This is a genomic window from Acinetobacter sp. Tol 5 (assembly GCF_019702905.1).
Taxonomy (GTDB): Bacteria; Pseudomonadota; Gammaproteobacteria; order Pseudomonadales; family Moraxellaceae; genus Acinetobacter; species Acinetobacter bereziniae.
The window spans coordinates 2203952-2230619 of sequence record NZ_AP024708.1; the positions used below are offsets into that span (position 1 = coordinate 2203952).

The following is a 26668-nucleotide window of genomic DNA, read 5'->3' on the forward strand; positions in this document are numbered from 1 at the left end:
CGTGATGGCTGAATAAAATTAATATCCAGCCATGAATTTTAATGACAGTTTTTTATAGCTTTTGCGCCACTGAAACGGTAAATATTCCAAACTCATCAATGCACTGATCGACTTTTTTAAAGCCAGCAGCTTCAACAAGTGCATCCATTTCAGCTTGTGAACGTAAACGCATCACCCATGCATCACCTTGACGATGTGAAGTGAGCGCACGAGCAATAAACTCTTGTTGTGGGTGCCAGATTTGACCTGTGTAAATCAAGTAACCATCTTTTAGAACAGCTTTGCTTAACCCATCGAGTGACTGACGCAATAAATCATTATTACTAAATAACTCATATAAACCAGATACCACAGCGAGTGATGGTTTTGGTTTTACCGATGCCAGAGATTGAGTATCAAAAGCATCTGCTTGAACAAATTCTGCAATATCAGTTAAGCCACGTTCAGCAATCATTTTCTGTCCAGCAGCTACATTAATGTCACTATAGTCACGGAGCAGAATTGACTCAGGCTGTTTAGGTAATTGAGCAACCGCATCTAAAATATAGCGCCCATGACCTGATGCAATATCCATAATTCGAAGAGGTTTACGCTTTTTAATCAGAATATCAGCGTACTTTTGCAGTAAAGATTCGATATTTTGTTTGCGTACTCGGATACCACGCCAACCAATTGCATTGAGATATTGACGATCAATAATTTTACCAATCGGGTTGCTACTTTCGGTTTGATTACGATAAACAAAATCTAAAGTACTGCCTGAGTCATAACCCGTATCTTCACCAATTTTTAAACCTTGAGATAAATGACTACCTATTTTTAAGTTCTTTTTGGTGACTTCCCAAAATGCATTTTTGATTGATTTAGCCGGTAATGGTGAGCTGAGATCTTCTGCAATTGCGCAGCTTGGACCAATTTTATCGGCATTTAAAACATCAGGTGCCTGATAAGCAGTCGCAAAACATTGTTGAATAAAACGACGTATTTTCTCCGTTGCAATATGTCGGTCTTTTTCACCTAATGTATCGTGAAAGAAACCATCTAAAATGTGTAATTCTTTTTTCGGATGCGGAAGCTTTTGATAAAACTCACGTTGTGGTTTTTGGAAAACGACAAAATCTGAGCCTGAGCATAATACTTGTGTTGGTACAAAAATATTTTGTGAGTCAGCAACAATGCGTTTTGAGGCATCGTAAAGCCCGAGTAACATTCTTACCGAAATCGCTTTGGCAATCTTCGGGTCAGTATCGTAGCTTTGCGCTCGATCTTCATCATGAGTCAGCATTTTGGCTTTGACATAACTTTGAATAAAGAAGTTACCACGTAGCTTTGCCATGACTCTTAAACTCGGTTCAGCAAAAGGAACATAAAGCTTAATGTCAAATGCTGGCGAAGCTAAGCACAAGGCACGAATTTTAGGAGCATAGTCGTGCACCCATGTAGCTGCAAGTACCGCGCCCACACTTTGTGCAACAACTGCAATATTCTCTGGGTCAATGGCATAGTTTTGCTGAATATGCTGAACAAAGTATTGAATATCTTTAACACAAGCAGAAAAGCTTGGGGCATCTCCACGTTCGCCTGGAGAGTCACCATGACCTCGGGCATCCCATGCAAAGAAATCAAAATCTGGAAGATTAAGTTCCTCAACTAAATGTGCCATACGTCCAGAATGTTCATGACCACGATGAAATAAGATAATGGCTTTTTTTGTTTCCGATGGTGATTGTGTCGCCCAGTGTTGATAGAACAATGCTGTGCCATCGTGACTGGTGAAGGTGTGGTGACTATTGTTATACATAGCAATTTACCCTGAAAGATGAAACTATTTTATGAAGCTGTTTTTAAACTATTTTTAATTCGGTTATAGATTGTTAAAGCCAGTAACACACCCACAAGGCTGAGTATGCCATTACAGATTAAACTGAGTAGTTGTAAATTTGTATTAAACAGTGGAAAAAATACAATGACCACAGTCATTAAGCTAAACCAAAATGCACGGTCACTTTTCCCCATGGGACCATCATAACGACGTTGTTGACCGATCAGAGGTGCCATGACACCTGTATACTCACTTAAAATAGCAAGGAAAGCCACCAATAACAGTAATTTTGCATGGATAAAAGCAAAAGCAATTAGACAGACATAGAGTGCTGTATCTGCAATGACATCACTTAATTCATTGTAAAAAGCACCTAAATTGGATTGTTGATTAAATTCTCGTGCCAACATGCCATCAATTGCATTAAAAGCCATTCGAATCAGCATCCACAACGGAAACAATAACAACCACCAATTCACAGGATGATTCAAATAATATAAGTATAAAAAAATGCTTAAAGCCAATGAAATAAACATCGCAAAAAGTGTCACTTGATTGGCAGTTACACCTCGCTTAAAAAGCCATTGTACTAAGGGGCGGAGTAAGTTTTGAAAGGCTGGTTTTAATTGATAGATAGATGGCATTGTTCTATTAAAATAAAGTCTTTGTGGTAATTTTAATCAGGTTGTTCAAGATTTTACAAGCGATAATTTTAAGCGACGAATGTTGAAAACGAATTTAAAAATTTTAACAATCGTCCTATAATTTCAATATCTTTTTAATTTCCATATCTTGTTGATCATATGACACCTGCTTGTAAAGTTTTAAAATCAAATAAAATTGAATTTTCTATCCATGAGTATGAACATGATGTGAACGCCAAGAGTTTTGGCTTAGAAGCAGCGGAAAAACTAGGCTTAAACGTTGAAGAAGTGTTTAAAACACTAATGGTGACTGATGATAAAAATTATTTTGTCGCTGTTGTTCCAGTGAATCATCAACTGAATTTGAAGAAAGTGGCGAGTGCTTTTGGCTGTAAAAAATTGCATATGGCAGATCCTAAGGATGCTGAGCGGTTAACTGGCTATTTAGTTGGTGGCATTAGTCCAGTTGGTCAGAAAAAACGTTTAAAAACCGTCATAGATGCAAGTGCAGCGTCATTAGTAAAAATTTATGTCAGTGGTGGAAAACGAGGTCTGGATATTGGCGTGAAGCCACAAGATTTGGCACAGGTTTTGGGTGCAAATTTTGTAGATATTTTGGATATCTAAGCTTTCTTTAGCGAAGAATTAAAAAAATGTTATTTATGATATTTTTAATTATTTTCTGAAACCTCCTTTTTGAACAAGCAGAATAGCCTTTAGTTCAAACTTTCTTCTATCTAAAGGAAAAGCAAGTTTTTTAGGTCGATTTATATTCATCGTTAAATAGGGTCTGTGGAAAATTCGTCTATGTTTGCGACTAGGTGTGTTTTTTAGGCGATTCTAGGCGCGAAATACGAAATTTAGTCATTCTAAATGATGAGAAACACTGTTTCGCAAGGGAATGACGAAGCGACAAAAAACACACTAGTCCCCGCTACGCCTTGCGCTGCAAACAAAGCAGTGCTTTGTTCTTGCTCAGGGTTGTGGCTAAAATTATCTCAGGCTACGTTATGAAATTTAAAAATAGTCTCGCTATTCTCTTCATTTCCTTGCGGAGTATACTCCTCATGCCTGCTCAATTTTAACCTACAACGCAAGCCATTTATGAAATGTCCACAGCCCCTAGAACTAACATGAATAAATATAAAAAATTACATGATTCTTATAGCTTGATGTGCTGCTAATATTTTTTTTGATTTATGATGAATCAATGACAAATTGATAAAATTAAAGATGAATAATTTTTTACTAGAGATTATTTTTCATAAAGGAATAGATAAAGTGATCATAACCAATCATCAGATTTTTAAATTTCCTATTTTTGCTGGTCTTATTATTTTTTTAGCAATTACCAATGTTTATGCGGAAGGCAATTGTCCATCAGGATATTATCCAATCGGTGGACAAGGTGTTCAAGGTTGCGCGCCGATTCCTAACGGAGGTGGTGGAAATTATAATCAAAATCCAACATTGTATCCTATGGCTGAAAACTTATGGGGAGCGATTGCAGAAGAAAAAGGCAGAGAATTAAAGGGACGTTCAGTTGGTTTCTCAAAAAACCATACATCGAAAGATGCAGCACAAGCTGATGCATTAACAGCATGTCGGCAACATGCTGTACAGAAGTGTGAGGTATCCCATACTTATAAAAATGGTTGTGTTGCTGTGGCTGATCCAATCAATGGCGGTCAAAAATCTGAAATTAAATATAATGTTTCAGAGGATAAGGCGAAAGAAGCTGCACTAATGTTTTGTTCTTTAGCTAACCAACAATCCTGCCGTATTATTTATTCTGGATGTAGCTTGTAAATGATATCGCTAAGATTGAACAAAATGATAGATGAAGTTATAGGATTTTGTGAAATCAGGTTTTCTTTAAATTTTAATCAATCATATCTTTTTCAAAATGGTCCATATTTTTATATCATCATTTCCGTGAAAGATAGTTCAGATAATATTAATCATTAACTGTATGATTTCCAAATAAAAATACAAGGTCAATCTTATGGAAAATAAAATAACAGTTTTGGTTTTTTTTACGGTAATTTTGTCCTTACAGTCCGCTTATGCATATAACTTCATCAATCGACTCATTATGGGGAAAAATGGTATGGTCGTAGATAAAGATGAATTCTTTACTCCGAGAATTCAGCCCGAATGGATTGTACCTGTCAGCCCTCAATTTAGTCCTGAGGATGCTGAATATGTTCACCAAACAGCGAAACAAACAAATTATTTTGTGGAGCTTGAATTTTGGGTCAATGAGAAAGGTGATGTTATTGATGCTCAAATCTTGAATGCCAATCTAGCTGATTTTAAAACTGAAGAAATATTGAGTGCCGCAAAAAAAGCCAAGATGACTTATAATTTTAAACCCAATACACATTTTCCATTTCGATTCATTTCTTCTTTCTACTTTTTAAATTAATTTTTGATATTGAACAAGAAACTATACAAATAATGCAATTTAATGAAAATTTTCATGAAATCTCTCAATCCTAAATGAGAATATTATCATTTATTACAATTGAAAATTTTAAGATATTAATGATCGAAAAAAATACGATGTATGATAAAAATTCATAAAATCATCAAATTAACTATCCTAATACATGAAAAATACAAAATTGCATTCTTAAATGAGAATTATTAACATTAAGATCGATTTGTGCTGAGCATGACAGCATGATCCAAGAAAAAACATAAATTAAATTTAGAACTTTTTAGTGCAGTAAAAAGTCTTGTACAGAGGATATGGTCAGATGAAAGAGCTTGCCAGCCGATTGGCGATGCAGCACCTAATCAATGCATACTCACAAGAAACAGGCAGTGGAATTTTACTTGAAAAATATCAACAAAATTCTACTCAACTCACGTTTAGCCAAGGCTTGACGTTGTTAATAATTCCTTTGGAATCAATTCAGTCTCAATTATTTGTTCCATTGTCATATAGTAGTTTTGTTGGCAGACACAGAATTGCCAGACTTCCACAAGTTTTTACTAAAGGACAAATACAACAGTTTAGTGCAATTGCGATGGTCAGCTTGCTGTTAGAAGAGTTGGTACAAAATGCTTCACAAACACTGGATTGCGCATCACTGGTCGAAAAATGGATTCAAAGTCGTGATGCATTGCTTCAGTTTTTAACACATCGACAGCCTGATTTTGATCGTTTAATTCAGGCAAAACAGGATTTCATTCAATCAGAACAAGCATTAATTCTTGGACATAGTATGCATCCTGCGCCAAAAAGTAGGTTGGGATTTATCCATGAAGACTGGTTGAAATTTTCTCCTGAACATCAAGGTAAAACTCAGTTGTATTACTGGTTGGTTGCACCAGAATATGTCGCTGAGAGTAATGCTTCGTGTGCAGAGGATATCACTTCACAACTTAGGCAAGAGATACATTGGTATTTAAATGAAGCTGAAATCACTTTGCTAAATACCTATTCAAATTATAAGTTATTGCCTTTGCATCCTTGGCAAGCACGATATTTACAAAGTAAAGACTGGTATAAAGAATTAAAAGCTAAACATAAGTTAATCGATTTTGGCGAAAAAGCTTGGCAATTTTCAGCAACCACTTCAGTAAGAACCTTAGCAAGTTATGCTGCGCCGTGGATGGTTAAGCCTTCATTATCGGTGATGATCACCAACTCAATTCGAATTAATTTAGCCAAAGAATGTCATCGTGGTGAAATGACGCATCGTTTGTGGCATGGGCAGATGGGGCAGTCAATTGTTCAACATTGTCCTACACTCAAAGCCGTAAATGATCCCGCTTGGACTGCTTTAAAGCTAGATGGCAATATTGTCAATGAAACCATTTGTATTTTTAGAGATCAACCTTTTGATAAAAAGCAGCAGGTTACCTGTATTGCATCCTTGTGTCAGGATCATCCTGAGAAGGATTTAAATCGTTTTGATCATTTATTTGAAAACATTGCCCAAGCTGAATCACAGCACAATATTGAACAGATCGCTTTGAATTGGTTTAAGCAATTCTTGGAAATCAGTTTAGTGCCGATGATGTATCTCTATCATCGTTACGGCATGGCATTTGAATCCCATCAACAGAATGTCTTGGTTGAGTTAGAAAATGCCTATCCTAAAAATTTATGGTTGAGGGATAATCAAGGTTTTTACTATATCGAAGAATATGCAACTGAAATATTAAAAGAGTTTCCTGAACTTGATGAAAAAGCACATGCTGTTGGACCTAAATCTTTTGTAGATGAAAGATTTAGCTACTATTTCTTTGGCAATACTATTTTCGGCATTATTAATGCAATTGGCGCGACTGGCAGTATTTCAGAGCAAAGACTCATACATGTCTTGCAGGATAAGTTATCTGATTTGCTGCAACAGTATCCTCAAAGCACTTTATTACATGCTTTGTTATATCAGCCTACGTTGCCGTATAAAGGTAACTTGCTGACGCGTTTATATGAATTAGATGAGTTGATTGCACCTGTTGAACAGCAATCAGTTTATGTTCAATTGCCGAATCCTTTGTTTCTTAAACAGAAGGATGCGATCTATGCTTGATTTTATTGCAGTTGGTTTAGGTCCATTTAATTTAAGTTTAGCCAGTCTGTTACACAAAAAATCTGATTTGCAATATCTCTTTTTTGAAAAAAAGGAACAGTTTGATTGGCATGCAGGTATGCAGTTGCCGAATACCTTATTGCAAGTTCCATTTATGGCAGATTTGGTCTCTATGGTAGATCCAACCAGTCCGTTTAGTTTTCTCAATTATTTAAAAGATCAGCAAAGGTTATATAAGTTTTATTTTCTTGAGCAGCCACATATTCCGCGTAAGGAATATAACCATTATTGTCAATGGGTTGCTGATCAGCTTGAATGTATTCAGTATCTGTCTACAGTGACGGATATCATCCCGAAAAGCTATGGTTTTGAAGTGTCTGTGCACCAAGATGGTATTCAGCAACGCTACAATTGTCGAAATCTTGTATTGGGTGCTGGGAATGTTCCTTATGTACCACAATGTGTGCGTAAGTTTATGCAAGCGTATCCTGAACGTTGCAAGCATTCAGCAGACTATCTGAAACATTCAACGCAAGATTTGCAAGGCAATGTGGTGGTTTTAGGCTCGGGTCAGTCAGCAGCTGAAATCTTTTTAGATTTATTTGATCGACAGTATCAATTTGATCAAGTGTCTCAACCACAGTTTAACTTAAACTGGTTGACACGTGCCAATGGTTTTTTCCCGATGGAATATACGCCTTTAGGATTGGAACACTTTAGTCCAGATTATATTCAGCATTTTTATAAATTTGATGATTTAAGTAAGGATGTGCAGTTAGCGAAGCAAGCCTATCTTTATAAAGGTATTAGTGCTCAGACCATTCGAGAAATTTATAAAAAGTTGTACCATCGAAATATTGCCAATCAACAACTTGCGACACATTTGCATAGTCAATCGAATTTAATTGATGCTGCGCTGACAGATAAAGGGAAAATCAAACTGATTTTTCAGGATCGTGTCAGCTTAAATCAGTTCAGTATTGACAGTGATTATGTTGTCTGCGCGACAGGCTATATAAGTCCAGAGTTTGAATTTCTCAAGCATGTTAAACCATATATTCAAACCAATGCACAGGGACATTGGGATATTACAGTTGATTATCGTACTGCATATACAGGTATTGGCGAAATCTATGTACAAAATATGGAAATGCACAGTCATGGTGTAGGCACACCTGATTTGGGCTTGGGTGCATATCGTGCGGCAACGATTGCTAATCAGTTATTGGGTTATGCCTTATATGACCTACCTGAACAGTCGCAATGTTTCCAGCATTTTGATCCTTTGCAAAATCCACAAGTACAAGCGATTCAGAAAAATCCAGCAGTACAGTCATATAGACCGTCTAATGAGATTGAGCATTCGGCAAAAAATCTGAAAATGACATCAGCAACTTTGCCACAAAGTTCTCAGCATAAACAAAACCCACAAAGATATTCAAGTATTGAGAAAAGCATATGAGTTTTGCACAGTTACAAATTAATCAAAAGCAGTGGCGGAGTGCAGGACAACGCCTAATCGAAATGGCAATTGCTGAATTTTTATATGAGGAAATTATTCAGGCTGAAAACTTAGGCGGTGATTTATTTCAGTTGACGCTGGATGACCGCCGTTATCAGTTTAATGCCAAACAATATTTGTTAGGACATTGGTTGATTGAAGAAGGCTCAGTACGTGATTTGAATGCAGATTCCACCCAAGTGGCTTGGAATCTGCATCAATTTATTGCAGCATTTTCTAATCAAGCCGAAGTAAAGCCCTTTACCAAAGCTTATTTGATCAAAGAAATGAATAATACGTGGTTGGCAGAAGCGCATGTCTTTGATGAAAATCGCTTAAATAGTACAGCTGTGCTCACAGAATCACACCATAAGATTGAAGGGATGTTACGTGGACATCCATGGCTTATTATGAGCAAGGGGCGTATGGGATTTGGTTATGACGACTACCTCAGTGCTGCACCCGAAATCTCACCTAAAGTCAAATTACTCTGGCTAGCTGTACATCGTGATTTGGCTGAATTTCGTTCAACACCTGAATGGCAAGCAGGTGACCTTTATCTGCATGAATTTAATGCTGAGGAACTGAATAAATTTCGTGAAACAATGCAAAGCCATGCTTTGAATGCAGAGGATTATTATTTAATCCCTGTACATGCTTGGCAATGGCACCAATGGATTGTACCGACTTATAGCAACGAAATTGTCCATCAGCGAATTGTAGAGCTTGATATTGGTCAAGATGATTATGTACCAATGCAATCTATTCGTACATTATGCAATACATCAAACACACAACGTCATTACATTAAACTACCAGTAAGTATTTTTAATACAGCAGTTTATCGAGGATTACCATCAAAACGAAATTTAGCTGCGCCAGCTGTGACGGCTTGGCTAAAAAATTTACTCAAACAAGATGCAGATTTACAAAAATCTGGCGTGGTTTTTCTAGGTGAAGTTGCGACGCTAACCATTCAGCAGCCTTGTTATGACCAAATCGAAGGTGCGCCTTATCAATTCAAGGAGTTATTTGGCTGTTTGTGGCGTGAAAGTATCGATCCTTATGTCGCAGATCATCAGCAAGTACTCTCCCAAGCTGCGTTATTACATCGTGATATTCAAGGCAGATCTGTTCTAGACGTGCTTGTTCAAGCATCAGGTCTAACACCTTTGGCATGGTTAAAACAATTCGCAACAGTCAGTTTAAAACCCTTACTGATCTGCTTGTATAAATATGGTCTTGCATTTTCTCCACATGGTGAAAATACCATGCTAATTCACGAAAATGGTGTACCCAAAGCCATGGTACTGAAAGACTTTATTGATGATATTAATCTGGTAGATGAAGACTTCCCTGAGCTTTCAGAACTTCCAGAAGAAGGAAAAATTTTACTTCGCCATTCGGCTTTGGAGCTCAGTCACTTTATTTTTACAGGTTTATTCATGGTGCATTACCGTTATATCTGTAATGTATTTCTACAGGACTTTCCAACACATAACGAAGTAGAGTTCTGGCAAACAATTTCGGATGTGATTGCTGAATTTCATCAACAGCACCCTGAGCTTTCAGCACGTATTGAAAAATTTGCAATGTTTAGAAGCCAATATGACAAGATCTGCTTAAATCGGGTGCGTTTATTTACCACCAGTTATAACGATGAAGCTGAGCGTCCTGTTCCTGTCTTTTTAGATTTAATTGCCAATCCTGTCAGTCCAACCACATTACAACAGTGGGCAGAGCAACAATCGCAACGACAGCATTTAACACAAAAGCATTCAGCAAGTCTGTCTGTATAGCATTGAAAATGAATCTTAAATATTGAATTAATGAATTTTATCAAGGTGACATTAATGAAAACACTATCAAGCCAATTACCTGATTTTTATGAATACTATGAGAATGGTACACAATTTTATCTGCGCCAAGTGAAATATCCTGATGATATGGCACTGTTACATAAGTGGATGCATGAACCGCATGTAATTCCGCAGTGGCAATTGAATAAGTCTGAAGTCGAACTCAAAGTATATTTTGAAAAACAATTGGCTGACGACCACCATCGTTTGTTAATTGTTGGCGTAGACGGACAAGATGTGGGTTATACCGAAATATATGAAGGAAAACGTGATAGATTGGGGCTATATTATTCGGGACATGAATTAGATTTAGGTTGGCATCTACTTTTTGGTGAAAAATCAGCATTTGGTAAAGGTTATTTAAGAGCGGTCATGCGTTTATTAAGCTTTTATATTTTTGAAAATGCAGCATCTCTGAAAATCGTGGGTGAACCTGACTCTAAAGTCAAACCTTATGCAGCAGTGGTAGAAGACATGTGCTATGAAGCTCAGGGTATAATTCCAATGCCTGAAAAAGATGCCATGCTGTATTATTGTTTTAGAGAGACCTTTTATCAAAAATTTGGTGATTTTCTTACGCAGTCCCAGCAATATCTTGCGCAAAAGAAATTTCCCAACCAAACAGAGCGAGTTGAACCCTCCATATGAGTTACCAGTCTACACATATTCAAATTATGGATATGACGTTTTCAAAAGATGTATCAATTGCTGAATTTGAGCAGTGGCTCGCAGAAGTTGAAAACTTTTTGCATCATCAACAAAATTTTGCACTGGTGATGCAAAGTCTAGATGGTACGACTTTCCCAGAGGAATATCGCCAAGTTCAAGCCGCTTGGTATAAAAAAAATAAAGTCAAATTTTTTAAATATTGTGTGGGATTGGTGCGGATTGCGCTTGATGATGCAGATCAACAACGCCTGAATTCACCAGCTTTACATGTGGCTTGGCGTGTTCCTTATTACGTCACGTTGGATCGTTGTGATGCACTGCAGTGGGCGGTGCAGAGGTGGATATGCAGAACATAGATAATTCAAAAAATACATCAATGACACAGCAGATTTCAATATTAAGCTTGAGTGTTGTGATTGTTCTGTATTTAGCACATGCTTTGCCTTTGTATTTTTACAATGTGGCACTGCCTGCAATTTTAAGGCATCAAGGGGTTGATTTACGCTGGATTGGAATGTTGTCACTGTTATATATTCCATGGGCGTTTAAGTTTTTTTGGGCGCCGTTGATTGATCGAATATATGTTAAAAAATTAGGAAAACGAAAAACCTGGTTGCTGTTTACGCAAATTGCTTTGGTACTGGGCGTATTGGCACTGGCATTTACCCAGTTTTCATATGGTTTGGCTGTGTTTGTCGTGATTGGACTATGGATTTCAACATTTGCAGCAACGCAAGATATTGCCATAGACGGCTATACTGTTGAAGCTTTCTCTGAACAAGATTATCGTTTTGGCAGTATGGCGCAGAGTATTGGTGTTGCCATCGGGAGTATGATTGGTGGTGCGGCGACATTGTGGCTCTATCAATATTATGGTTGGCAAACAGCATTAACGTGTTTAGCAGTGATGACAGCTTTAACCATGCTGGCTGTGTTTCAAATCAAAGAAAAACCCAAAGAACAACATATTGCGCAAAATCCTCCAAGCCTGATTCGTGCATTTAAACGACCAGAAATTCGTTGGGCTTTATTGTTAATTGTTTGCTATCGTTTTGTCGAAGCACCTGCAATGGCAATGCTTAACCCAATGCTCATTGATCAACACTGGTCACTGTCACAGATTGGGGTATTGATGTCTGTAGTGGGTGCAGGTGTGGGGTTGTTAGCTGCGGTTTCAGCAGCACTCTTACTGAAAAAAATAAAGGCAACACAGTTGCTGGTTTGGGCGGGCTGGCTACGAACCTTAATCTACGGATTATTGGGACTTGCTATTTTGCTCGGTTGGTTAAACCAGTGGCATTTATTACTGGGAATTTTTGTCATTGCATTTTTGGCAATCCGTTATATTGCAATGACTTCGCTCTATGCATACTTCATGCAAAATAGCTCAAAAGAACAAGCAGGAACTGATTTTACAATTCTGGTGTGTTTTGAATTGTTGGTCTATTTCATTGGTGGGGCAGGCTCAGGTTTTCTGGCCAAATCATTAGGTTATGGCAATTTTTATATTGTACTGGCCGTAGCATCTGTAGTGAGTGTAATTTTATCGCATCTCATTATTTCAAAATCGCAAATAAATCCAAAGTCAAAGATTATGGAAGGATAACTCATGAGAAAAAAATCAATACATATACAACTGACCTGTTTAAGTTTAGCTGTATGTACTCAACTTTATGCGCAAGAGCCTGCGAATAATAATGACAATACCGTATCAGAAGTGAAAAGCTTGGCACCCATCGTTGTAACTGCTACACGCTCTGCAAAAAGTATTTCCGAAATCGCTGGAACAGTGTATAGCATTAATCATGCTGAAATCGAAAAGCAAGCCAATGCGGGTAAAAGTACCGCGGATATTTTAGGCTTGTTGGTACCGTCTTTAACGCCGAATACGGGTACAACATCAAACTATGGTATGACGATGCGTGGGCGTGTGGTCCAATACATGATTGATGGTGTACCTCAAACAGGTTATCGCGATGGTTCACGACAACTCAATAGCATTAGCCCATCTATGATTGAGCGAATTGAGGTGGTTTCTGGCGCAAGTAGTATTTATGGCTCTGGCGCAACAGGTGGAATCATCAATATCATCACAAAAAATGGTGGCGAAGAACCTTTAAGTTTTGAAACTAAAGTCGGTGTCACGTCTGGCAACAATTTTAAAAGTGATGCAATGGCTTATGAAGCATCACAAAGCATTTCATTCAATCAGGACGCTCTAAAAGGAACACTGGGTATTGGCTATGCTAAACGTGGTGAAATCCAAGACAGTCATGGCGATCGAGTCGGACCTGAAGTTGCGCAGACGGATCGTCAAGATACTGAAACCATCGATGTGAATGGACGTTTGACTTGGAAAATTGCCGATGGTCAAAGTCTCAGTTTTGGTGGTCAATATTACAACGATGAACAAGACAGTGATTATGGACCAGACTATGGTCCAGGACTTGCGGTCTTATTTGGCGCACAACCGAGCCAAAAAGCCGTTAAAGGATTACAGCTTGATGATCAGCCAAGAACCAAACGCTATAGTTTTAATACCCAATACCAAAATGATGACTTCTTTACGCAGATTTTAAATGCTGAAGCCTATTATCGTAATGAGCAAGCTCGTTGGTATCCAGCAGCGAATCCAATTGCTCATAATGCATTGCCAACGCCAGGTAGCACTTATTTAGTCTATCAATCTGATACAGATATTGATGTTTGGGGTGCTCGACTTGCTTTACAAAAAGATTTTAATTTACAAGGTCGTAAGTTAGGTCTGACCTATGGGGTAGATTATGAAAATGAGCAAGACCGTCAGGATATGCAACGTTATGATTTAGCCACATTTATGGGAAGTAATGGTTTAGCCTTTAAACCGCTTAAGCGCTATCAATTCGGTCCAGATGTAGAAACCAGTAAGCTCGGTTTTTTTGCGCAAAGCCAATTGGATATTACCGACCGTATTGATTTACAAGCGGGCATAAGATATGAGCGCGTTGAAAGTGATGTTGATTCGTCAACACCTTATACAGAAGCAGTCGTCGCTGATATAGTGCCAACTTATCAAGCAAAAACCTTAAATGGTGGAACGGTTAAACATGATGCAACTTTATTTAATATCGGTGCTGTCTATCATCTGACCGATGCACAACAAGTTTTTGCCAATTTCTCACAAGGTTCAAATTTACCAGACATACAACGTATGCTGCGTGATGTACCTGCAAACTTTGTAGTAAGTAGTCAAACGATTGATCCAATTAAAGTTAATAACTATGAATTGGGTTGGAGAATTCAAGGTGCCAAAGGTTTAAATGCAGGTATTACTGCATTTTATAATGATTCAGACAAAAGTCTGAAATTTGGACCACCGAATTATGCTATAGAGGTTATTGACACGGATGAACGTGTGTATGGTGCAGAAGCCAATCTCTCTTATCCAATTTCATCGAATTGGACTATCGGTGGAACAGCAGCATATACCACTGGGCAATATAAGAATACTCAAGGTAAATGGCAAGAATTGGATGCAATCCGAATCGCACCATTAAAAGGAACGGTTTATTCAGATTGGCAGTTTGATGATGGCATTGGTGTGAGAGTACAAGCCTTAGCCATAGGTGGGACAGACAAAGCGCGTCAAGATGCGATCGACAGTGGCTCAACTCGTCCACCCGCTGAGATTAAAGGATTTACAACGATGGATGTGATTACTAATGCCAAAGTTGGACCTGGGACGATTGGATTTGGTGTGTATAATGTCTGGAATACAGATTATAAATCAGTATATAGCCAAGCTGTTTCAACTGTTTATGGTGCAATCTCAAGCTTACCTGCACAAGGTCGTACCTATGGTCTAAGCTATAGCGTGAAATATTAATTAAACCTTCAGCCTCTTTTGCCAATCAATCACGTAAAAGGGGCTTTTTAATTTGATCAATATGGAAATGCGTCTCAATTGCATAATGTATTTGATTATCTGCTCACTCTGATATTTCAATAAGGTCTAAATGAATAAAAACAATACGATTTTATTAGCTGCAAGTCTAGCAAATGGAATGAGTTTTTCCATGATTTTGCCTTTGCTTGCCCCCTTGATTCGGCAGCTTAAAATGTCAGAACTTCAAGCAGGCTTATTGGTTTCTGCAAGTGCTTTGTTGATGAGTTTAACGGCAATGTGGATTTCAAAAAAAACTAAATTACAAAATCAATATTATTTACTCAGTTTAGGTTTTATTGGTATGACCATCACATGGGGACTGTTCTCAGGTGTACTCAGTTATGGATTGCATTATAGTGTACCAGCAGGGCTGTTATTTGCTTTACTGTTATTAAGTCGCAGCAGTACAGGTATTTTTATAGCAATGCCGCAGATTGCTTTACAAAGTTATGTGATGACACGCTATGAAGAAGAAAAACAACGTAGCCAAATGATGGCAAAGTTTGGTGCATTCAACAGTTTAGGATTAATTTTAGGACCATTTCTAACGACATTATTGATCGTTTATGGGATCTTAATTCCCATGTGGTTGGCTGTGGTGATTCTCGCAACCTTGAGTATATTGATCGTAAGCTTTTACCAAAAAAATAATCAAAATTCGGTCGAATTTCCAGAAAATTTGCATCAAAACCCTACAGATTTAGCCAATCAACCACTAGATATTGATGAGCAGTATCAAGCAAAGAATCAAAATAAACATACGTTAAACAAAGCTTTTATCTGGCTAATCTTAGGATTCAGTTTGTACATCGCCATTGTTACCCTGAATTTAACGGCTGGCTTTTATATCCAAGATAAATTTAAGTTCAGTATTGAACAAAGTGCATTGTATTTTTCGCAATGTTCATTAATTGTTGGTATTGCATTGGTTGCTATGCAAGTGGCAATTTCAAAATGGTTAAAATGGTCATTGCAAACCTTATTGGTGGTTGGATTATCGGCAATGCTGATAGGGTTGTTGATGTCGATATATACCGAACAGATTATCATCTTTCAGCTCGCTTATATTTTTTATGGGATCGCTGTGGCGTGTTTAATGCCTGCATTTACCACAGGTGCATCACAGTCGGTCTCTATCCATGATCAAACGAAAATAGCAGCCTTATGTACAATGGTGCAAGCGCTCAGCTTAGTGTTTGCACCTTTGTTGAGTACAGCACTGTATCAATTCAACATAATTTTTCCATATTATTTATTGATTGGTATTTTTGCTGTATTTTATGTTTATTTCATTGTTTTTAAATGGAATAGAGACAAATAATATCGATAAAGTCATATCAGTGTCATATTATTGGACTAGTTTCTTCGGCATTTAGTCCAATATGACACTTTGCTGATGAAAAATTTAAAATTTAAACATTCTTTATTTATGTGTTTAAGCTCTGGTTTATTTCTTACTGCCTGTAATGATGATACGGATAATAGGAACTCAACTGCAACGGCACCACAGACAACTACATCTTTATATTTGCAGACCAAACAACCTTATCTACCGCAACAGAAATTAAGCACTTATGAAGCTCAACCTGCTGGCTATCAGGCAGTTTTTACTGAACTTGTTGCACGACATGGCTCACGTGGTTTATCGAGTATTAAATATGATTTAGCACTTTACAACATGTGGCTAAAAGCCAAACAAGAAAATGCTTTAACGCCATTAGGCGAAAAACTTGGTGCTGATCTAGAAGCAATGATGAAAGCCAATATTCTATTGGGTTATGGTGTAGAAGGCATCCGCCAATATGGTTATGGCAATGAATCATCGATCGGGATTAAAGAACATCGTGGAATTGCAGATCGACTGTTGCAGCGTTTACCTGACTTATTTAATCAAGCCAGTCAGCAGGGCAAAACCATTCAAATCGTAAGTTCGGGCGTAGATCGCGCCGTAGACAGTGCAAAATTCTTTAGCAATGAATTGTTAAAACAGCAACCGAATTTAAAGAGTTCGATTACACCTGCGAGTTATCAAAGTTTAAACAGTGGATCTGTACCGAGTATCGCAGATGGTGGTGTAAGTCGCTTTAACTTATATTTTCACAGTTTGAATGCACAGGATGATCTTGCCAACATCAAAACGGATTTAGAAAAGCAAGTCTATGATGCAAGCCTGAAATACCAAAATTATGAAGAAAATGATTTAAGTTTAAAACAAAAGCTTAAAGAATTAAGCGCAGACAATAATGCACAAAAAATCGCAACAGCGGTGTTAACACCTATTTTTAAAGCAACTTTTATTCAAAAACTGGGGCAAGCTGGCTATACCTTTAGTAATACAGGATCGTTTACTGTCACCAGTCCTCAAGGTGAACAAATTACTGAAAAAGGCAAAGGTAAAAATACCATTACAAGTGCAGTAGATGCGGCGGCGTATTTATATGAGTTATATTCTATTACAGGGGGAATGCAAGACGAACTAGGCGCTACAGATTTTAGCAAATATATGCCAATCGATGCTGCCAAGTTTTATGCACAATATAACGATGCCAATGATTTCTATAGTAAAGGACCGAGTTTTGATGCGGGCAAAGCCATCACAACTGAAATTGCGCAGTCGCTCAAGCAAGATTTATTTAAACAAGTAGATGATGTGATCAATAAGCGTCAAAAGAATATTGCTGTACTTCGTTTTGCCCACGCTGAAATCATTATTCCTTTAGCCACCAGTTTGGAACTGAAAGGCATGATGCAATCTGTGCCTTTTTCACAGACTTTTAATTACAACAACAGCACATGGCGTGGTGAAGATATCTCCCCAATGGCTGCAAATGTGCAGTGGGATATTTATCAAAATTCACAAGGTCAAACTTTGTTGAAAATGTTGTATAACGAAAAAGAAATCAATTTTAAACAAGACTGTGATTATGCGCGTTATAAAACTAAGAGTTATTATTATGATTATTTAAAGCTTAAGCAATGCTATAATATTCAATAGTTTGCTATTTTAATGTGTGGGAGATATACGTCTCCCTTTTATTTATTTTCTATAGGTCAAGTGTGAAGTTTCATCAACATATTATTCAAGCTGCGATCTTTGACATGGATGGCACTTTACTGGATACAGAACGGCTTAGATTTAAAGCTTTACAACAATCCTCTTTAGACATTATGCAGCTTGAATTCTCACTGGATTATTTAATGCAATGCTTAGGGCTTAATGAGTCAAGCTCTGAACTTTTAGCACAGCAATTTTATGGCGCAAATATTCCTTATCAGCAGATTCGTAAACGTGCAGCTCAAATTGAATTGGCAATGATTGAGTCAAATGGCGTGCCATTAAAAGAGGGTGTACTCGAAACATTGAAGTATTTGTATTCACGTCAGATTCCCATGGCAGTCGCTACATCAAGTGCGCGGGAGATTGCGGAGAAATATCTTCAAATCGCTAATATTGAGCATTATTTTAAATTTTTAGTGTGTGGTGATGAGGTATTACAAGGAAAACCTCATCCAGAAATTTTTAAAACTGCGTGTGAAAAATTCAATTTAGCACCAAAAAACTGCTTTATGATTGAAGATTCAGAAAATGGACTTCGTTCAGCACATGATGCAAGTGGTGTAGCTATTTTGATTCGAGATATTAAAGCGCCAAATCAGTGCATGTTGGACATGGCAGATGGTTATTTTGAGTCAATGAAAGATTTTAAAAGTAAGCTTGAACAATTAAATTGAATAAAATTCTCTTTTGATTGAACAACACTCATGCAATTTAGCAATTAAATCAGTGGATTCCATGCTTTAATAGAGTCATTCAAACGAATGTGAATTTTAACATGTTTTTACATTCCCAAAGTACCACTGTAGCAACACAAGCATATGATTATCCTGAGTGGCACAAAGGGAGGGAAAACTACGCTTTATGGTACATTGAAATTAAGCATCCAGCCTTAGGCGCTTATCTAAATCAATTGAGACAAAAGTTTTCAAATTTTTTATTTCATCCCAACACACGACAATTTCATATCACGATATATATTTGTGGGTTTTTAACAGATTTATCTCCACAATTCGATGATGATTTCCAATTCAAAAAATTACAACAGCAATTGCAAGATTTAAAGAAAAGTAATGTTCAACCTTTTAAACTCAAGACGGGTAAGATAAACAGTTTTAGCAGTGCTCTTTTTGTTGATATTCATGATGATCAAAATAGCCTAAGCAAGATTAGAACTACATTGGCTAAATCAACACAAGAAATTGCTCCAACCTGTTATTACCCACATATTACCTTAGGACTTTATAAAGCAGAGTTTCCATCACAACAAATTTTAGAAGAAATTGAAATGACACAGCAACAACAGTTTGAAATAACGATAGATCAACTGCATTTTGGTTTTTATAAAGCAAACGATCTACAAGGCAAATTATTTGATTTAGAATACTATTCACTCAACTCAAATACTAAAAAAGTATCTTTGGAGCAGAATCCATGCTGCAACTAATTTTGGGGGGCGCACGTTCTGGAAAAAGTAAACTTGCAGAACAGATTGCAAAAGATTCAGATTTAAAAGTGATCTATATTGCGACTGCCCAAGCTTGGGATCAGGAAATGCTAGTACGCATAGCCCACCATCAGTCGCAACGCCCAAGTGAATGGGAATTGATTGAAGAAACACATTATCTTGCGGATATATTGGAAAAAAATGATCAAAAAGGGCATTTGATTCTAGTCGATTGTTTAACTTTGTGGATGAGTAATTTATTAATACATGATGATAAAAATCTACAGATTCAGGAATGTCAAAAACTACTGCAAATCCTGCCTAAATTAGAGTCTCAAGTGATCTTGGTGAGTAATGAAACTGGACTTGGTGTTGTTCCTATGGGAGAAATCACTCGTAAATTCGTTGATGAGTCTGGGCGCTTGCATCAGCAGTTGGGGCAAATTGCTGATAAAGTTGTATTTTGTGTTGCTGGTTTTCCAATGGTTTTAAAAAACGAAGCTCTATGATTTCTAGTGGTCGAAATCATAGATCGAATTGATATTTATATGTTTAAAAATGATTGATATGGAGAAAAACAATGAGTTGGTGGTTAGAAGCATGCAAAGTTCCAAGTGCAGAGATGAAACAACAGGCTGAAGAACGTCAATCGCAATTGACCAAGCCGACGGGTTCACTTGCTGCTCTAGAAAATGTCGCTGTGCAATTGGCAAGTCTACAAAATAATCCTAAACCACAGCTTGAACATCCTTGGATTACAATATTTGCAGGTGATCATGGGGTAATGGCAGAAAATGTGTCAGCCTATCCGCAAGCGGTAACACGACAAATGCTGCAAAATTTTGCAACTGGCGGCGCATGTATCAGTGTGATTGCCAAAGAATATGCAGCGACATTGCAAGTGATTGATTGTGGTACGGTCGGAGACGCTTACGAATATCAAGGTGTTGAACGTCACTGTATTGCACCAGGAACAGCAAACTTTGCAAAACAAGTGGCGATGACTGAAGAACAATGTGCTCAAGCTATGGATTTAGGACGTAAAAGTGTTGAAAAAGCCTTTGCCAATCATGCTTCGATTTATATTGCTGGAGAAATGGGAATAGGAAATACCTGTGCTGCTTCAGCCGTTGCAAGCTTTTTATTAAATGAACCAGCAGAGCAATTAACAGGTGTAGGTACAGGGATTCGAGAAGAGCAATTGATACATAAGAAAAATATAATTAAAAATGCTGTTGAAATGCATAAAAATTATGTTAAAAGTGATGTATTTAAGGCGCTTTGTGCAGTCGGTGGCTTAGAAATTGCAGCAATGACGGGTGCATATATTCGTTGTGCTCAAGTCGGTTTAGCTGTGATTGTGGATGGATTTATCAGTTCTGTTGCAGCTTTGGTAGCAGTTCAGTTGAATCCTGCAGTTCGTCAGTGGATGTTGTTTGGGCACCAATCTGCTGAATATGGTCACTTGCGTATATTACAAGAACTCAATGCTGATCCATTATTAAAATTGAATTTGCGTTTGGGGGAAGGAAGTGGAGCAGGAGCTTCACTAGGGGTCATTAAACTCGCATGTAGCTTACATAACAATATGGCAACATTTGCTGAAGCTGCTGTGATTGGTGAAAAAGTTTAAAATATTCAAAACAAGAGCAGATAAATGAAACTGAGGGTTGATCTATTACGTCACGGCGAAACCACGCTAAGTCATACTTTGCGCGGCTCAACTGATGACGATTTAACAGAATTGGGCTGGCAGCAAATGCACCAGAGCATATTCTTAGATCAAAACTCAGTTCAAACACAGTGGGATTATGTGTTCAGCTCTCCTTTGAAACGTTGTGTACACTTTGCTAAATCACTGTCTGAGCAAGTTCAGATTCCGTTGATGCAGGATCAACGGCTTCAAGAAATACATTTTGGGGACTGGGAGGGTATTTCTGTTCAACAGATTTATACAGATTCTCCTGAGCTTTTGGCAAATTTTTGGCAGTACCCAACTCGTTTTACCCCACCCAATGCTGAAAAATATTTAGATTTTCAATCTCGAATCAATCAGGCATTGTATTCGATTCAACAACATATGCTGGCATCAAACAGTCAAACTGCTTTAGTGGTCACACATGGCGGCGTAATTAAGTTATTAAAATGTATGGCGCTGCAACAATCCTTAGATGATATTTTAAAAATGACTGCTGATTTAGGGCAATTAAATCGCTTTATTTTAGACAGTGAAACCATGCAACTGGAACTTTTGGAGGATGGTAGATGACTCCATTTTTTATTGCATTGCAGTTTCTAACGATTGTTCCTGTTCATTTAAGAAAAATGCCTTCACCGCAGCAGAATGGCTGTTCATTATTATTTTATCCAGTGGTTGGTTTATTAATTGGCTTAGTGCTTTATGCAGTAGCCAGCCTATTGCATGTTTTACCTGTTGTTTTATTAAGCACTTTTATTCTGGTGATCTGGATTTGGTTAACAGGTGGACTTCATCTGGATGGTTTGGCAGATACTGCCGATGCATGGGTAGGTGGTTTTGGCGATAAAGAAAATACCCTTAGAATAATGAAAGACCCTGCCTGTGGACCAATCGGCGTATTAAGTCTGATCATTGTTTGTATCATTAAATGGTCTGCATTGTATGTTTTACTTCAAGAACAACTTTACACTGCTTTGGTGTTATTTCCGGTTTTTGGACGTTTAACGCCACTTTTTTTATTTCTGACCACAGAATATGTTCGTGAAAGAGGTTTAGGTTCTACCATTGCACAATACATCCCTAAAACATGGTCGATCATCATTTTTAGTATCAGTCTATTGGCTGTCGGATACTTTGTTTGGGTTGGATTAGCGACAGCAATCATTTTTATTTTAACGCTTATTTATCTCCGACATAAATTTATTCAAAGAATTGATGGCATTACAGGAGACACGATTGGTGCGAGTATAGAGATCGCTGAGACAGTCTGTTTACTCAGTTTTGTGATTTTGGGCTATTATCTGTGAGTATTTTGAGTCAAGCCTATAGTAAAAAATGATCAAGATATCTTCTGACTAAAGTGACTTAAAAGCAAAAGCTATGCCTTATATCTATACCTAAACCGCCTGATTATTCATACAAGTGATTCAATTTCAATCATTCATATCCAATAGACTTTATGCTTCTATACAAATTATTAGAAGTTTTTACAGATTTATTTATTTTTGCATTTTTAAATTATAGATGGTCTTTATATCGTAAGGCGACATGGATGTCGTTATGTTGAGTGGGGAGTAGGATATACCCACTCGCTCAACGAAAGATTTTTGTCATCTTTCATCTGAGAAAAAACAAAGCATTGCTTTGTTTGCAGCGCAAGAGTGAAGCATTACCTACGCAGATCTATTTAAACTTTTGATATAAAGCGTGGCAATAAAAGCTTTAAATCATTTAACAATACATTCATTACATTAATTTTATTGGTCAAGACAAATTCTATTTTACTGTATGAGTTTTTCAGTGGATTGATATGAAATTATATTGATTTGACATCCTATACATATGAATATATATTCATATGTATAGATAATCATATTTATGGATTTAACTGTTGCCATTGACTGGTTAGGAGATCGTATTTGTAGGCTTGAGAAAGCTATAAAAACTAATCCTTATACTGGTCATAACCATTAAATTCTTTTGTTAAAGGATTTTGAATTAAGGAGTCAAGAATGACTGATACTTATTATGATCTCGGTGATTATCACCGTAAAATTACAACAACATCATCTGATGCCCAAATATGGTTTGACCGTGGTTTACAATGGACCTATTGTTTCAACCCTGGAGAAGCTGTCAATTGTTTTAAAAAAGCTACAGAATATGATCCCGACTGCGCTATGGCATACTGGGGAATTGCATTTGCGTCAGGTCCAAATTACAACAAAGCATGGCGATTATTTGATAAAGGAGATCTTGAAATTAAGATTCCATTTATTCAAAGAGTTATGGAAAAGGCAAAAGAAAACGCTGTTAAAAATGCGACTTCTTTTGAAAAAGATCTGATTAATGCTTTAGCATCTCGATTTCCTAAAATTATGACGACTAACGAAGATGACTTTAAAAAGCTCAATCTAGCTTATGCTGAATCAATGAGACCATTTTATCAAAAATATTCGGATGATCTTGATGCTGCTGCACTATTCGCTGACTCACTAATGTGTCTTAGTCCACGTCAACTTTGGGATATAGATACTGGGGAAGCTATTGGTTCAGGTACATTGGAAGCGCGAAAAGTTCTTGAAGATGCATTATCACGCTCTGGTAGTAATCGTCACCCCGTATTAAACCACTTATATATTCACCTAATGGAAATGTCACCTTACCCAGAGGTTGCTTTGACTGCTGCTGATAATCTTCGTAGCTTATCTCCCGATGGTTCACATTTGGCGCATATGTCTACTCATATAGATAACGCTTGTGGAGATTGGCGACGAGTTGTTTACTCGAATTTAGATGCGGCTAGAGCAGATGACAAATATTTTGCGAAAGAAATGAATCCAGATGCTTGGTACGTCGCCTATAGGGCACACAATTTAATAGTTGGAGCATATGGTGCGATGATGGCAGGTAAATCTCGAGAAGCTTTAGATATGGCTCATCGCATTAACAAAATCCTCACACCTGAAGTACTTAGTATTTCTTCACCGCCTATGGCTAATTTATGTGAGAGTTATTGTACAACTTTACCCCATGTAATGATCCGTTTCGGTCTATGGGAAGAAATTTTAGAACTCGAACTTCCTGAAGATAAAGAGTTGTATAGTTCGACTGTAGCAATGATCAGTTATGCTCGTGGGATTGCGTTCTCTGCACTCAGACGGATTCCTGAAGCTGAACAAGCGCATATTGAATTCGAAGCAGCAGCAGCAGCTGTGCCTGAAGAACGATATAATTCAATTCCTGTTAAAGAAATATATGCACTTAATATTGCCACAAAAATGATTCATGGTGAGCTTGAATATCGTAAAGGAAATATTGAAAAAGCATTTATGATATTAAGAGAAGGTATTGAGTTGGAAGATGCTCTTCCATACAGTGATCCTCCTGCTTGGTTACAACCTGTACGTCATGCATATTGTGCACTTAATATGGAACAAGGCAATTATGAAGTGGCTGCTACAGAGTATCGGATCGAATTAGGCTTGGATAAAAAGTTAGGTAGGCGTCGCATCCGTCCGAATAATGTATGGAGTTTGCATGGATTATATGAATGCTTAACTAAACTAGGGAGAGATAAGGAAGCTGAAGAAATTTCCTTACAACGTGATATTGCTGTTGCTTCAGCAGATATTCCAATTGAAGCATCATGCTTTTGTCGCCTGAGTGCATTTGAAAAAGATGCTTGTTGTTCAAACTCATAACATTTTAAAAATCTTATGATGCTTGTAAAATGTTATAAGCACATCCAATTTAGTTAATATTGGCATCTATATACGTCATATTTGCCCTATTGGATATATTGGTTGTGCTTTTAATTAGCTGTCGTAATTGTATTAAAAGTCTTCACATGCCTCTTCAACAATATGTATAGCCATATCAGAAATTACATGACTCACATGAGTATCTGCTATTTGATAAATAACTTGTTTTGCCTGTCGGTTGCCCTTTACTAAACGTGCTGAACGTAAAAGTCTAAGGTTATGACTGACCAATGATTGTGAAAGATCAAGAGCTGTAGAAATCTCTCCAACAGAACTCGGTCCACGCATACAAAACAAAAGTATTTTGAGTCGGGATGCATCGCCTAATAACTTAAAAGTATCTGCAAGTTTATGAACTTCTTCTTGAGTTAATTCGATTTGATCACTTTTTAAATTCATTTCGGCTTCAATCTCAACATTCCTATCAAAAAACTTTAAATATTTTACGCTTTACTTTCCAGTAATGGCAAGGTTAATACCAAAGCTGAACGGTACCGAGATTGTTGGAGACAAACTTTATTAAGAGAGTATTATAATGACAAAATTAAAATACACCCCAAAAATCAAATAACGGGCAGTAAGCTTAGTGTCTGACTCTAAAAAAGACTATACTTCTACTTGGACTGTAATTACAGCAATTACATCTAAAATCGGTTGTACCTCTGAAACTTTGCGTGCTTGGCATAATAAATTGAAAACAAAGCGCTACAACGCGTTAATGAAACTCTTCCTAAAGCTGCTACTTTTGTTGCGCAGGAGGAGTTAGACTGCCCACACAAATAATGGTTGATTTTATTCGTGGTTATAAGGCTCAGTATTGTGTGGAGCAATTTAGCTGGATTTGGCAAGTCAGCTACGGACATTATGATATTGCAAAAGTTGTGCAGCAGTTTAAGCAAGAAGTATATTCAACAGCGCTAAATAGTATTGCGCACTTATATATTTATTTGATTTTGCAAAAGTAAATCAAAGTTGAATTCTTAAGTAAATCAAAGTTGAATTCTTATTTTTCTGTCTAACTCAAAAAGTGCGTTGTAACTTATGATCGCAATTTCAGGCAAAATATCTTTATATTGCACTGGTGTGTTTATATCGATTGTTGATTGTGCCTAAGAAATGCATTTTAGAACACAATCCATTTTGTAAGTTAAGACAGATATTTTTAATCTGTACTGGTTCAGATCTAACCCAAAATTACCACATTAAATCATCTGGAATGACGTAAGCTGCATAAGGATCTTCTTCATCTGTGACCTGTTCATTCTTTTCAGAATTATTGACAATAATAAAGCCAGTCATTTTCTCATTGATACGATCTGCTAAAGCTTTAGGTAAAATGGCATAAGCATCATGATCATGTGCAATCACTAAGCTACCTGCAACCAGAGCATTGTAGACTTGTTGATTAAGATAAATTTTCTTAATTGAACCATCAATAAACTGATAGGTAACATCACCATCTGTATCTTTGATTTTATGTTGCTTGATCATTTGGATGATTGATGCTTTCAATGCTTTTTCATCTAAAATTCTTTGTTTTTCTTGATTCAGTGCCTGGTCTTTAGAGACTTTTTCTTGTTTGTCTTGTTCAATTTTTGCTTTGAGTTCAGCCTCATTACTTTGACCAGTACGCTGTTCATGTTGTGCTTGCTTAGAAAGCTTCTTTGCTTTTTTATTATCAACTAAGCCAGCTTTGAGTAATTGCGCTTGTAATGCGTTTTTAACCATAATAA

The 26668-nt window shown here is 37.1% G+C and carries 24 protein-coding genes; 20 read left to right on the forward strand and 4 right to left on the reverse strand.

Going from position 1 to position 26668, the window contains the following annotated elements; all coding sequences use genetic code 11:
• Positions 1-52: 52 nt before the first annotated feature.
• Positions 53-1801: a bifunctional alpha/beta hydrolase/class I SAM-dependent methyltransferase gene (locus tag TOL5_RS10170; RefSeq protein ID WP_198260638.1), complete on the reverse strand. Its 1749-nt coding sequence runs from the start codon at positions 1799-1801 to the stop codon at positions 53-55.
• A gap of 29 nt (positions 1802-1830) precedes the next feature.
• Complete coding sequence (locus TOL5_RS10175; protein WP_199995620.1) at positions 1831-2466, reverse strand: CDP-alcohol phosphatidyltransferase family protein; 636 nt, start codon at positions 2464-2466, stop codon at positions 1831-1833.
• A 159-nt stretch (positions 2467-2625) separates the two neighbouring features.
• Between TOL5_RS10175 and ybaK the strand changes: the two genes are divergently transcribed.
• The 19 genes from ybaK (at position 2626) to TOL5_RS10275 (ending at position 24875) form a co-directional block, all read left to right on the forward strand.
• Positions 2626-3093 carry a Cys-tRNA(Pro) deacylase gene (ybaK, locus tag TOL5_RS10180; protein WP_151781648.1) on the forward strand — a complete coding sequence of 156 codons (468 nt, stop codon included), beginning with the start codon at positions 2626-2628 and terminating at the stop codon, positions 3091-3093.
• A 654-nt stretch (positions 3094-3747) separates the two neighbouring features.
• The gene (locus TOL5_RS22475) at positions 3748-4275 is read left to right on the forward strand and encodes a DUF4189 domain-containing protein (protein ID WP_288454859.1); all 528 of its coding nucleotides are present in this window, start codon (positions 3748-3750) and stop codon (positions 4273-4275) included.
• A gap of 196 nt (positions 4276-4471) precedes the next feature.
• Positions 4472-4894 carry an energy transducer TonB family protein gene (locus TOL5_RS10195; RefSeq protein WP_042088704.1) on the forward strand — a complete coding sequence of 141 codons (423 nt, stop codon included), beginning with the start codon at positions 4472-4474 and terminating at the stop codon, positions 4892-4894.
• A 334-nt stretch (positions 4895-5228) separates the two neighbouring features.
• Positions 5229-7016 carry an IucA/IucC family protein gene (locus TOL5_RS10200; protein WP_151781545.1) on the forward strand — a complete coding sequence of 596 codons (1788 nt, stop codon included), beginning with the start codon at positions 5229-5231 and terminating at the stop codon, positions 7014-7016.
• Positions 7009-8478 carry a lysine N(6)-hydroxylase/L-ornithine N(5)-oxygenase family protein gene (locus tag TOL5_RS10205; protein ID WP_151781546.1) on the forward strand — a complete coding sequence of 490 codons (1470 nt, stop codon included), beginning with the start codon at positions 7009-7011 and terminating at the stop codon, positions 8476-8478. Before TOL5_RS10200 ends, TOL5_RS10205 begins: the two co-directional genes overlap by 8 nt.
• The gene (locus TOL5_RS10210) at positions 8475-10316 is read left to right on the forward strand and encodes an IucA/IucC family protein (RefSeq protein WP_199995621.1); all 1842 of its coding nucleotides are present in this window, start codon (positions 8475-8477) and stop codon (positions 10314-10316) included. Before TOL5_RS10205 ends, TOL5_RS10210 begins: the two co-directional genes overlap by 4 nt.
• A 54-nt stretch (positions 10317-10370) precedes the next feature.
• On the forward strand, positions 10371-11024 hold the full coding sequence (locus tag TOL5_RS10215; protein WP_151781548.1) for a GNAT family N-acetyltransferase: 654 nt from the start codon (positions 10371-10373) through the stop codon (positions 11022-11024).
• Entirely contained in the window at positions 11021-11401 is a 381-nt protein-coding gene (locus tag TOL5_RS10220) for a hypothetical protein (RefSeq protein ID WP_004830621.1), read from the forward strand. The genes TOL5_RS10215 and TOL5_RS10220 overlap by 4 nt, the downstream gene beginning before the upstream one ends.
• Entirely contained in the window at positions 11389-12651 is a 1263-nt protein-coding gene (locus TOL5_RS10225; protein WP_199995622.1) for an MFS transporter, read from the forward strand. The genes TOL5_RS10220 and TOL5_RS10225 overlap by 13 nt, the downstream gene beginning before the upstream one ends.
• A 3-nt stretch (positions 12652-12654) precedes the next feature.
• Positions 12655-14910: a TonB-dependent receptor gene (locus TOL5_RS10230; protein WP_221260701.1), complete on the forward strand. Its 2256-nt coding sequence runs from the start codon at positions 12655-12657 to the stop codon at positions 14908-14910.
• A 130-nt stretch (positions 14911-15040) separates the two neighbouring features.
• Positions 15041-16291 carry an MFS transporter gene (locus tag TOL5_RS10235; RefSeq protein WP_199995624.1) on the forward strand — a complete coding sequence of 417 codons (1251 nt, stop codon included), beginning with the start codon at positions 15041-15043 and terminating at the stop codon, positions 16289-16291.
• 75 nt (positions 16292-16366) lie between these two features.
• A complete protein-coding gene (locus TOL5_RS10240; protein ID WP_199995625.1) occupies positions 16367-17965 on the forward strand; it encodes a histidine-type phosphatase in 1599 nt (532 codons plus the stop codon).
• Positions 17966-18027: 62 nt separating this feature from the next.
• The gene (locus tag TOL5_RS10245) at positions 18028-18702 is read left to right on the forward strand and encodes an HAD family hydrolase (RefSeq protein WP_121774260.1); all 675 of its coding nucleotides are present in this window, start codon (positions 18028-18030) and stop codon (positions 18700-18702) included.
• A gap of 101 nt (positions 18703-18803) precedes the next feature.
• Positions 18804-19472 (forward strand): 2'-5' RNA ligase family protein, encoded by a 669-nt coding sequence (locus TOL5_RS10250; protein ID WP_121774261.1) that lies wholly within the window; start codon positions 18804-18806, stop codon positions 19470-19472.
• A complete protein-coding gene (gene cobU / locus TOL5_RS10255) occupies positions 19460-19981 on the forward strand; it encodes a bifunctional adenosylcobinamide kinase/adenosylcobinamide-phosphate guanylyltransferase (protein WP_042088714.1) in 522 nt (173 codons plus the stop codon). Before TOL5_RS10250 ends, cobU begins: the two co-directional genes overlap by 13 nt.
• A gap of 71 nt (positions 19982-20052) precedes the next feature.
• Positions 20053-21105 (forward strand): nicotinate-nucleotide--dimethylbenzimidazole phosphoribosyltransferase, encoded by a 1053-nt coding sequence (gene cobT, locus TOL5_RS10260; RefSeq protein WP_121774262.1) that lies wholly within the window; start codon positions 20053-20055, stop codon positions 21103-21105.
• Between the two features lie 24 nt (positions 21106-21129).
• Positions 21130-21741 carry a histidine phosphatase family protein gene (locus TOL5_RS10265; RefSeq protein ID WP_058967651.1) on the forward strand — a complete coding sequence of 204 codons (612 nt, stop codon included), beginning with the start codon at positions 21130-21132 and terminating at the stop codon, positions 21739-21741.
• Positions 21738-22478, forward strand: a complete 741-nt coding sequence (locus TOL5_RS10270) for an adenosylcobinamide-GDP ribazoletransferase (RefSeq protein WP_009586897.1) — start codon at positions 21738-21740, stop codon at positions 22476-22478. Before TOL5_RS10265 ends, TOL5_RS10270 begins: the two co-directional genes overlap by 4 nt.
• Before the next feature lie 705 nt (positions 22479-23183).
• The gene (locus TOL5_RS10275) at positions 23184-24875 is read left to right on the forward strand and encodes a hypothetical protein (protein WP_121774403.1); all 1692 of its coding nucleotides are present in this window, start codon (positions 23184-23186) and stop codon (positions 24873-24875) included.
• 132 nt (positions 24876-25007) lie between these two features.
• Here the strand turns inward: TOL5_RS10275 and TOL5_RS10280 are convergent, their stop codons facing one another.
• Positions 25008-25334: an ArsR/SmtB family transcription factor gene (locus tag TOL5_RS10280; RefSeq protein ID WP_009586893.1), complete on the reverse strand. Its 327-nt coding sequence runs from the start codon at positions 25332-25334 to the stop codon at positions 25008-25010.
• A gap of 383 nt (positions 25335-25717) precedes the next feature.
• Between TOL5_RS10280 and TOL5_RS10285 the strand changes: the two genes are divergently transcribed.
• The gene (locus TOL5_RS10285) at positions 25718-25900 is read left to right on the forward strand and encodes a hypothetical protein (protein ID WP_035301542.1); all 183 of its coding nucleotides are present in this window, start codon (positions 25718-25720) and stop codon (positions 25898-25900) included.
• Between the two features lie 229 nt (positions 25901-26129).
• Here TOL5_RS10285 and TOL5_RS10290 read toward each other — a convergent pair whose 3' ends face one another.
• A complete protein-coding gene (locus tag TOL5_RS10290; protein WP_004830633.1) occupies positions 26130-26663 on the reverse strand; it encodes a DUF2058 domain-containing protein in 534 nt (177 codons plus the stop codon).
• Positions 26664-26668: the final 5 nt, after the last annotated feature.

What these genes read in the sequence shown, in the direction of transcription:
- TOL5_RS10170 (WP_198260638.1), bottom strand. Translation starts at nt 1,801, where the DNA reads ATGTATAACAATAGTCACCACACCTTCACCAGTCACGATGGCACAGCA.
- TOL5_RS10175 (WP_199995620.1), bottom strand. Translation starts at nt 2,466, where the DNA reads ATGCCATCTATCTATCAATTAAAACCAGCCTTTCAAAACTTACTCCGC.
- ybaK (WP_151781648.1), top strand. Translation starts at nt 2,626, where the DNA reads ATGACACCTGCTTGTAAAGTTTTAAAATCAAATAAAATTGAATTTTCT.
- TOL5_RS10195 (WP_042088704.1), top strand. Translation starts at nt 4,472, where the DNA reads ATGGAAAATAAAATAACAGTTTTGGTTTTTTTTACGGTAATTTTGTCC.
- TOL5_RS10200 (WP_151781545.1), top strand. Translation starts at nt 5,229, where the DNA reads ATGAAAGAGCTTGCCAGCCGATTGGCGATGCAGCACCTAATCAATGCA.
- TOL5_RS10205 (WP_151781546.1), top strand. Translation starts at nt 7,009, where the DNA reads ATGCTTGATTTTATTGCAGTTGGTTTAGGTCCATTTAATTTAAGTTTA.
- TOL5_RS10210 (WP_199995621.1), top strand. Translation starts at nt 8,475, where the DNA reads ATGAGTTTTGCACAGTTACAAATTAATCAAAAGCAGTGGCGGAGTGCA.
- TOL5_RS10215 (WP_151781548.1), top strand. Translation starts at nt 10,371, where the DNA reads ATGAAAACACTATCAAGCCAATTACCTGATTTTTATGAATACTATGAG.
- TOL5_RS10220 (WP_004830621.1), top strand. Translation starts at nt 11,021, where the DNA reads ATGAGTTACCAGTCTACACATATTCAAATTATGGATATGACGTTTTCA.
- TOL5_RS10225 (WP_199995622.1), top strand. Translation starts at nt 11,389, where the DNA reads ATGCAGAACATAGATAATTCAAAAAATACATCAATGACACAGCAGATT.
- TOL5_RS10230 (WP_221260701.1), top strand. Translation starts at nt 12,655, where the DNA reads ATGAGAAAAAAATCAATACATATACAACTGACCTGTTTAAGTTTAGCT.
- TOL5_RS10235 (WP_199995624.1), top strand. Translation starts at nt 15,041, where the DNA reads ATGAATAAAAACAATACGATTTTATTAGCTGCAAGTCTAGCAAATGGA.
- TOL5_RS10240 (WP_199995625.1), top strand. Translation starts at nt 16,367, where the DNA reads ATGAAAAATTTAAAATTTAAACATTCTTTATTTATGTGTTTAAGCTCT.
- TOL5_RS10250 (WP_121774261.1), top strand. Translation starts at nt 18,804, where the DNA reads ATGTTTTTACATTCCCAAAGTACCACTGTAGCAACACAAGCATATGAT.
- cobU (WP_042088714.1), top strand. Translation starts at nt 19,460, where the DNA reads ATGCTGCAACTAATTTTGGGGGGCGCACGTTCTGGAAAAAGTAAACTT.
- cobT (WP_121774262.1), top strand. Translation starts at nt 20,053, where the DNA reads ATGAGTTGGTGGTTAGAAGCATGCAAAGTTCCAAGTGCAGAGATGAAA.
- TOL5_RS10265 (WP_058967651.1), top strand. Translation starts at nt 21,130, where the DNA reads ATGAAACTGAGGGTTGATCTATTACGTCACGGCGAAACCACGCTAAGT.
- TOL5_RS10270 (WP_009586897.1), top strand. Translation starts at nt 21,738, where the DNA reads ATGACTCCATTTTTTATTGCATTGCAGTTTCTAACGATTGTTCCTGTT.
- TOL5_RS10275 (WP_121774403.1), top strand. Translation starts at nt 23,184, where the DNA reads ATGACTGATACTTATTATGATCTCGGTGATTATCACCGTAAAATTACA.
- TOL5_RS10280 (WP_009586893.1), bottom strand. Translation starts at nt 25,334, where the DNA reads ATGAATTTAAAAAGTGATCAAATCGAATTAACTCAAGAAGAAGTTCAT.
- TOL5_RS10285 (WP_035301542.1), top strand. Translation starts at nt 25,718, where the DNA reads ATGGTTGATTTTATTCGTGGTTATAAGGCTCAGTATTGTGTGGAGCAA.
- TOL5_RS10290 (WP_004830633.1), bottom strand. Translation starts at nt 26,663, where the DNA reads ATGGTTAAAAACGCATTACAAGCGCAATTACTCAAAGCTGGCTTAGTT.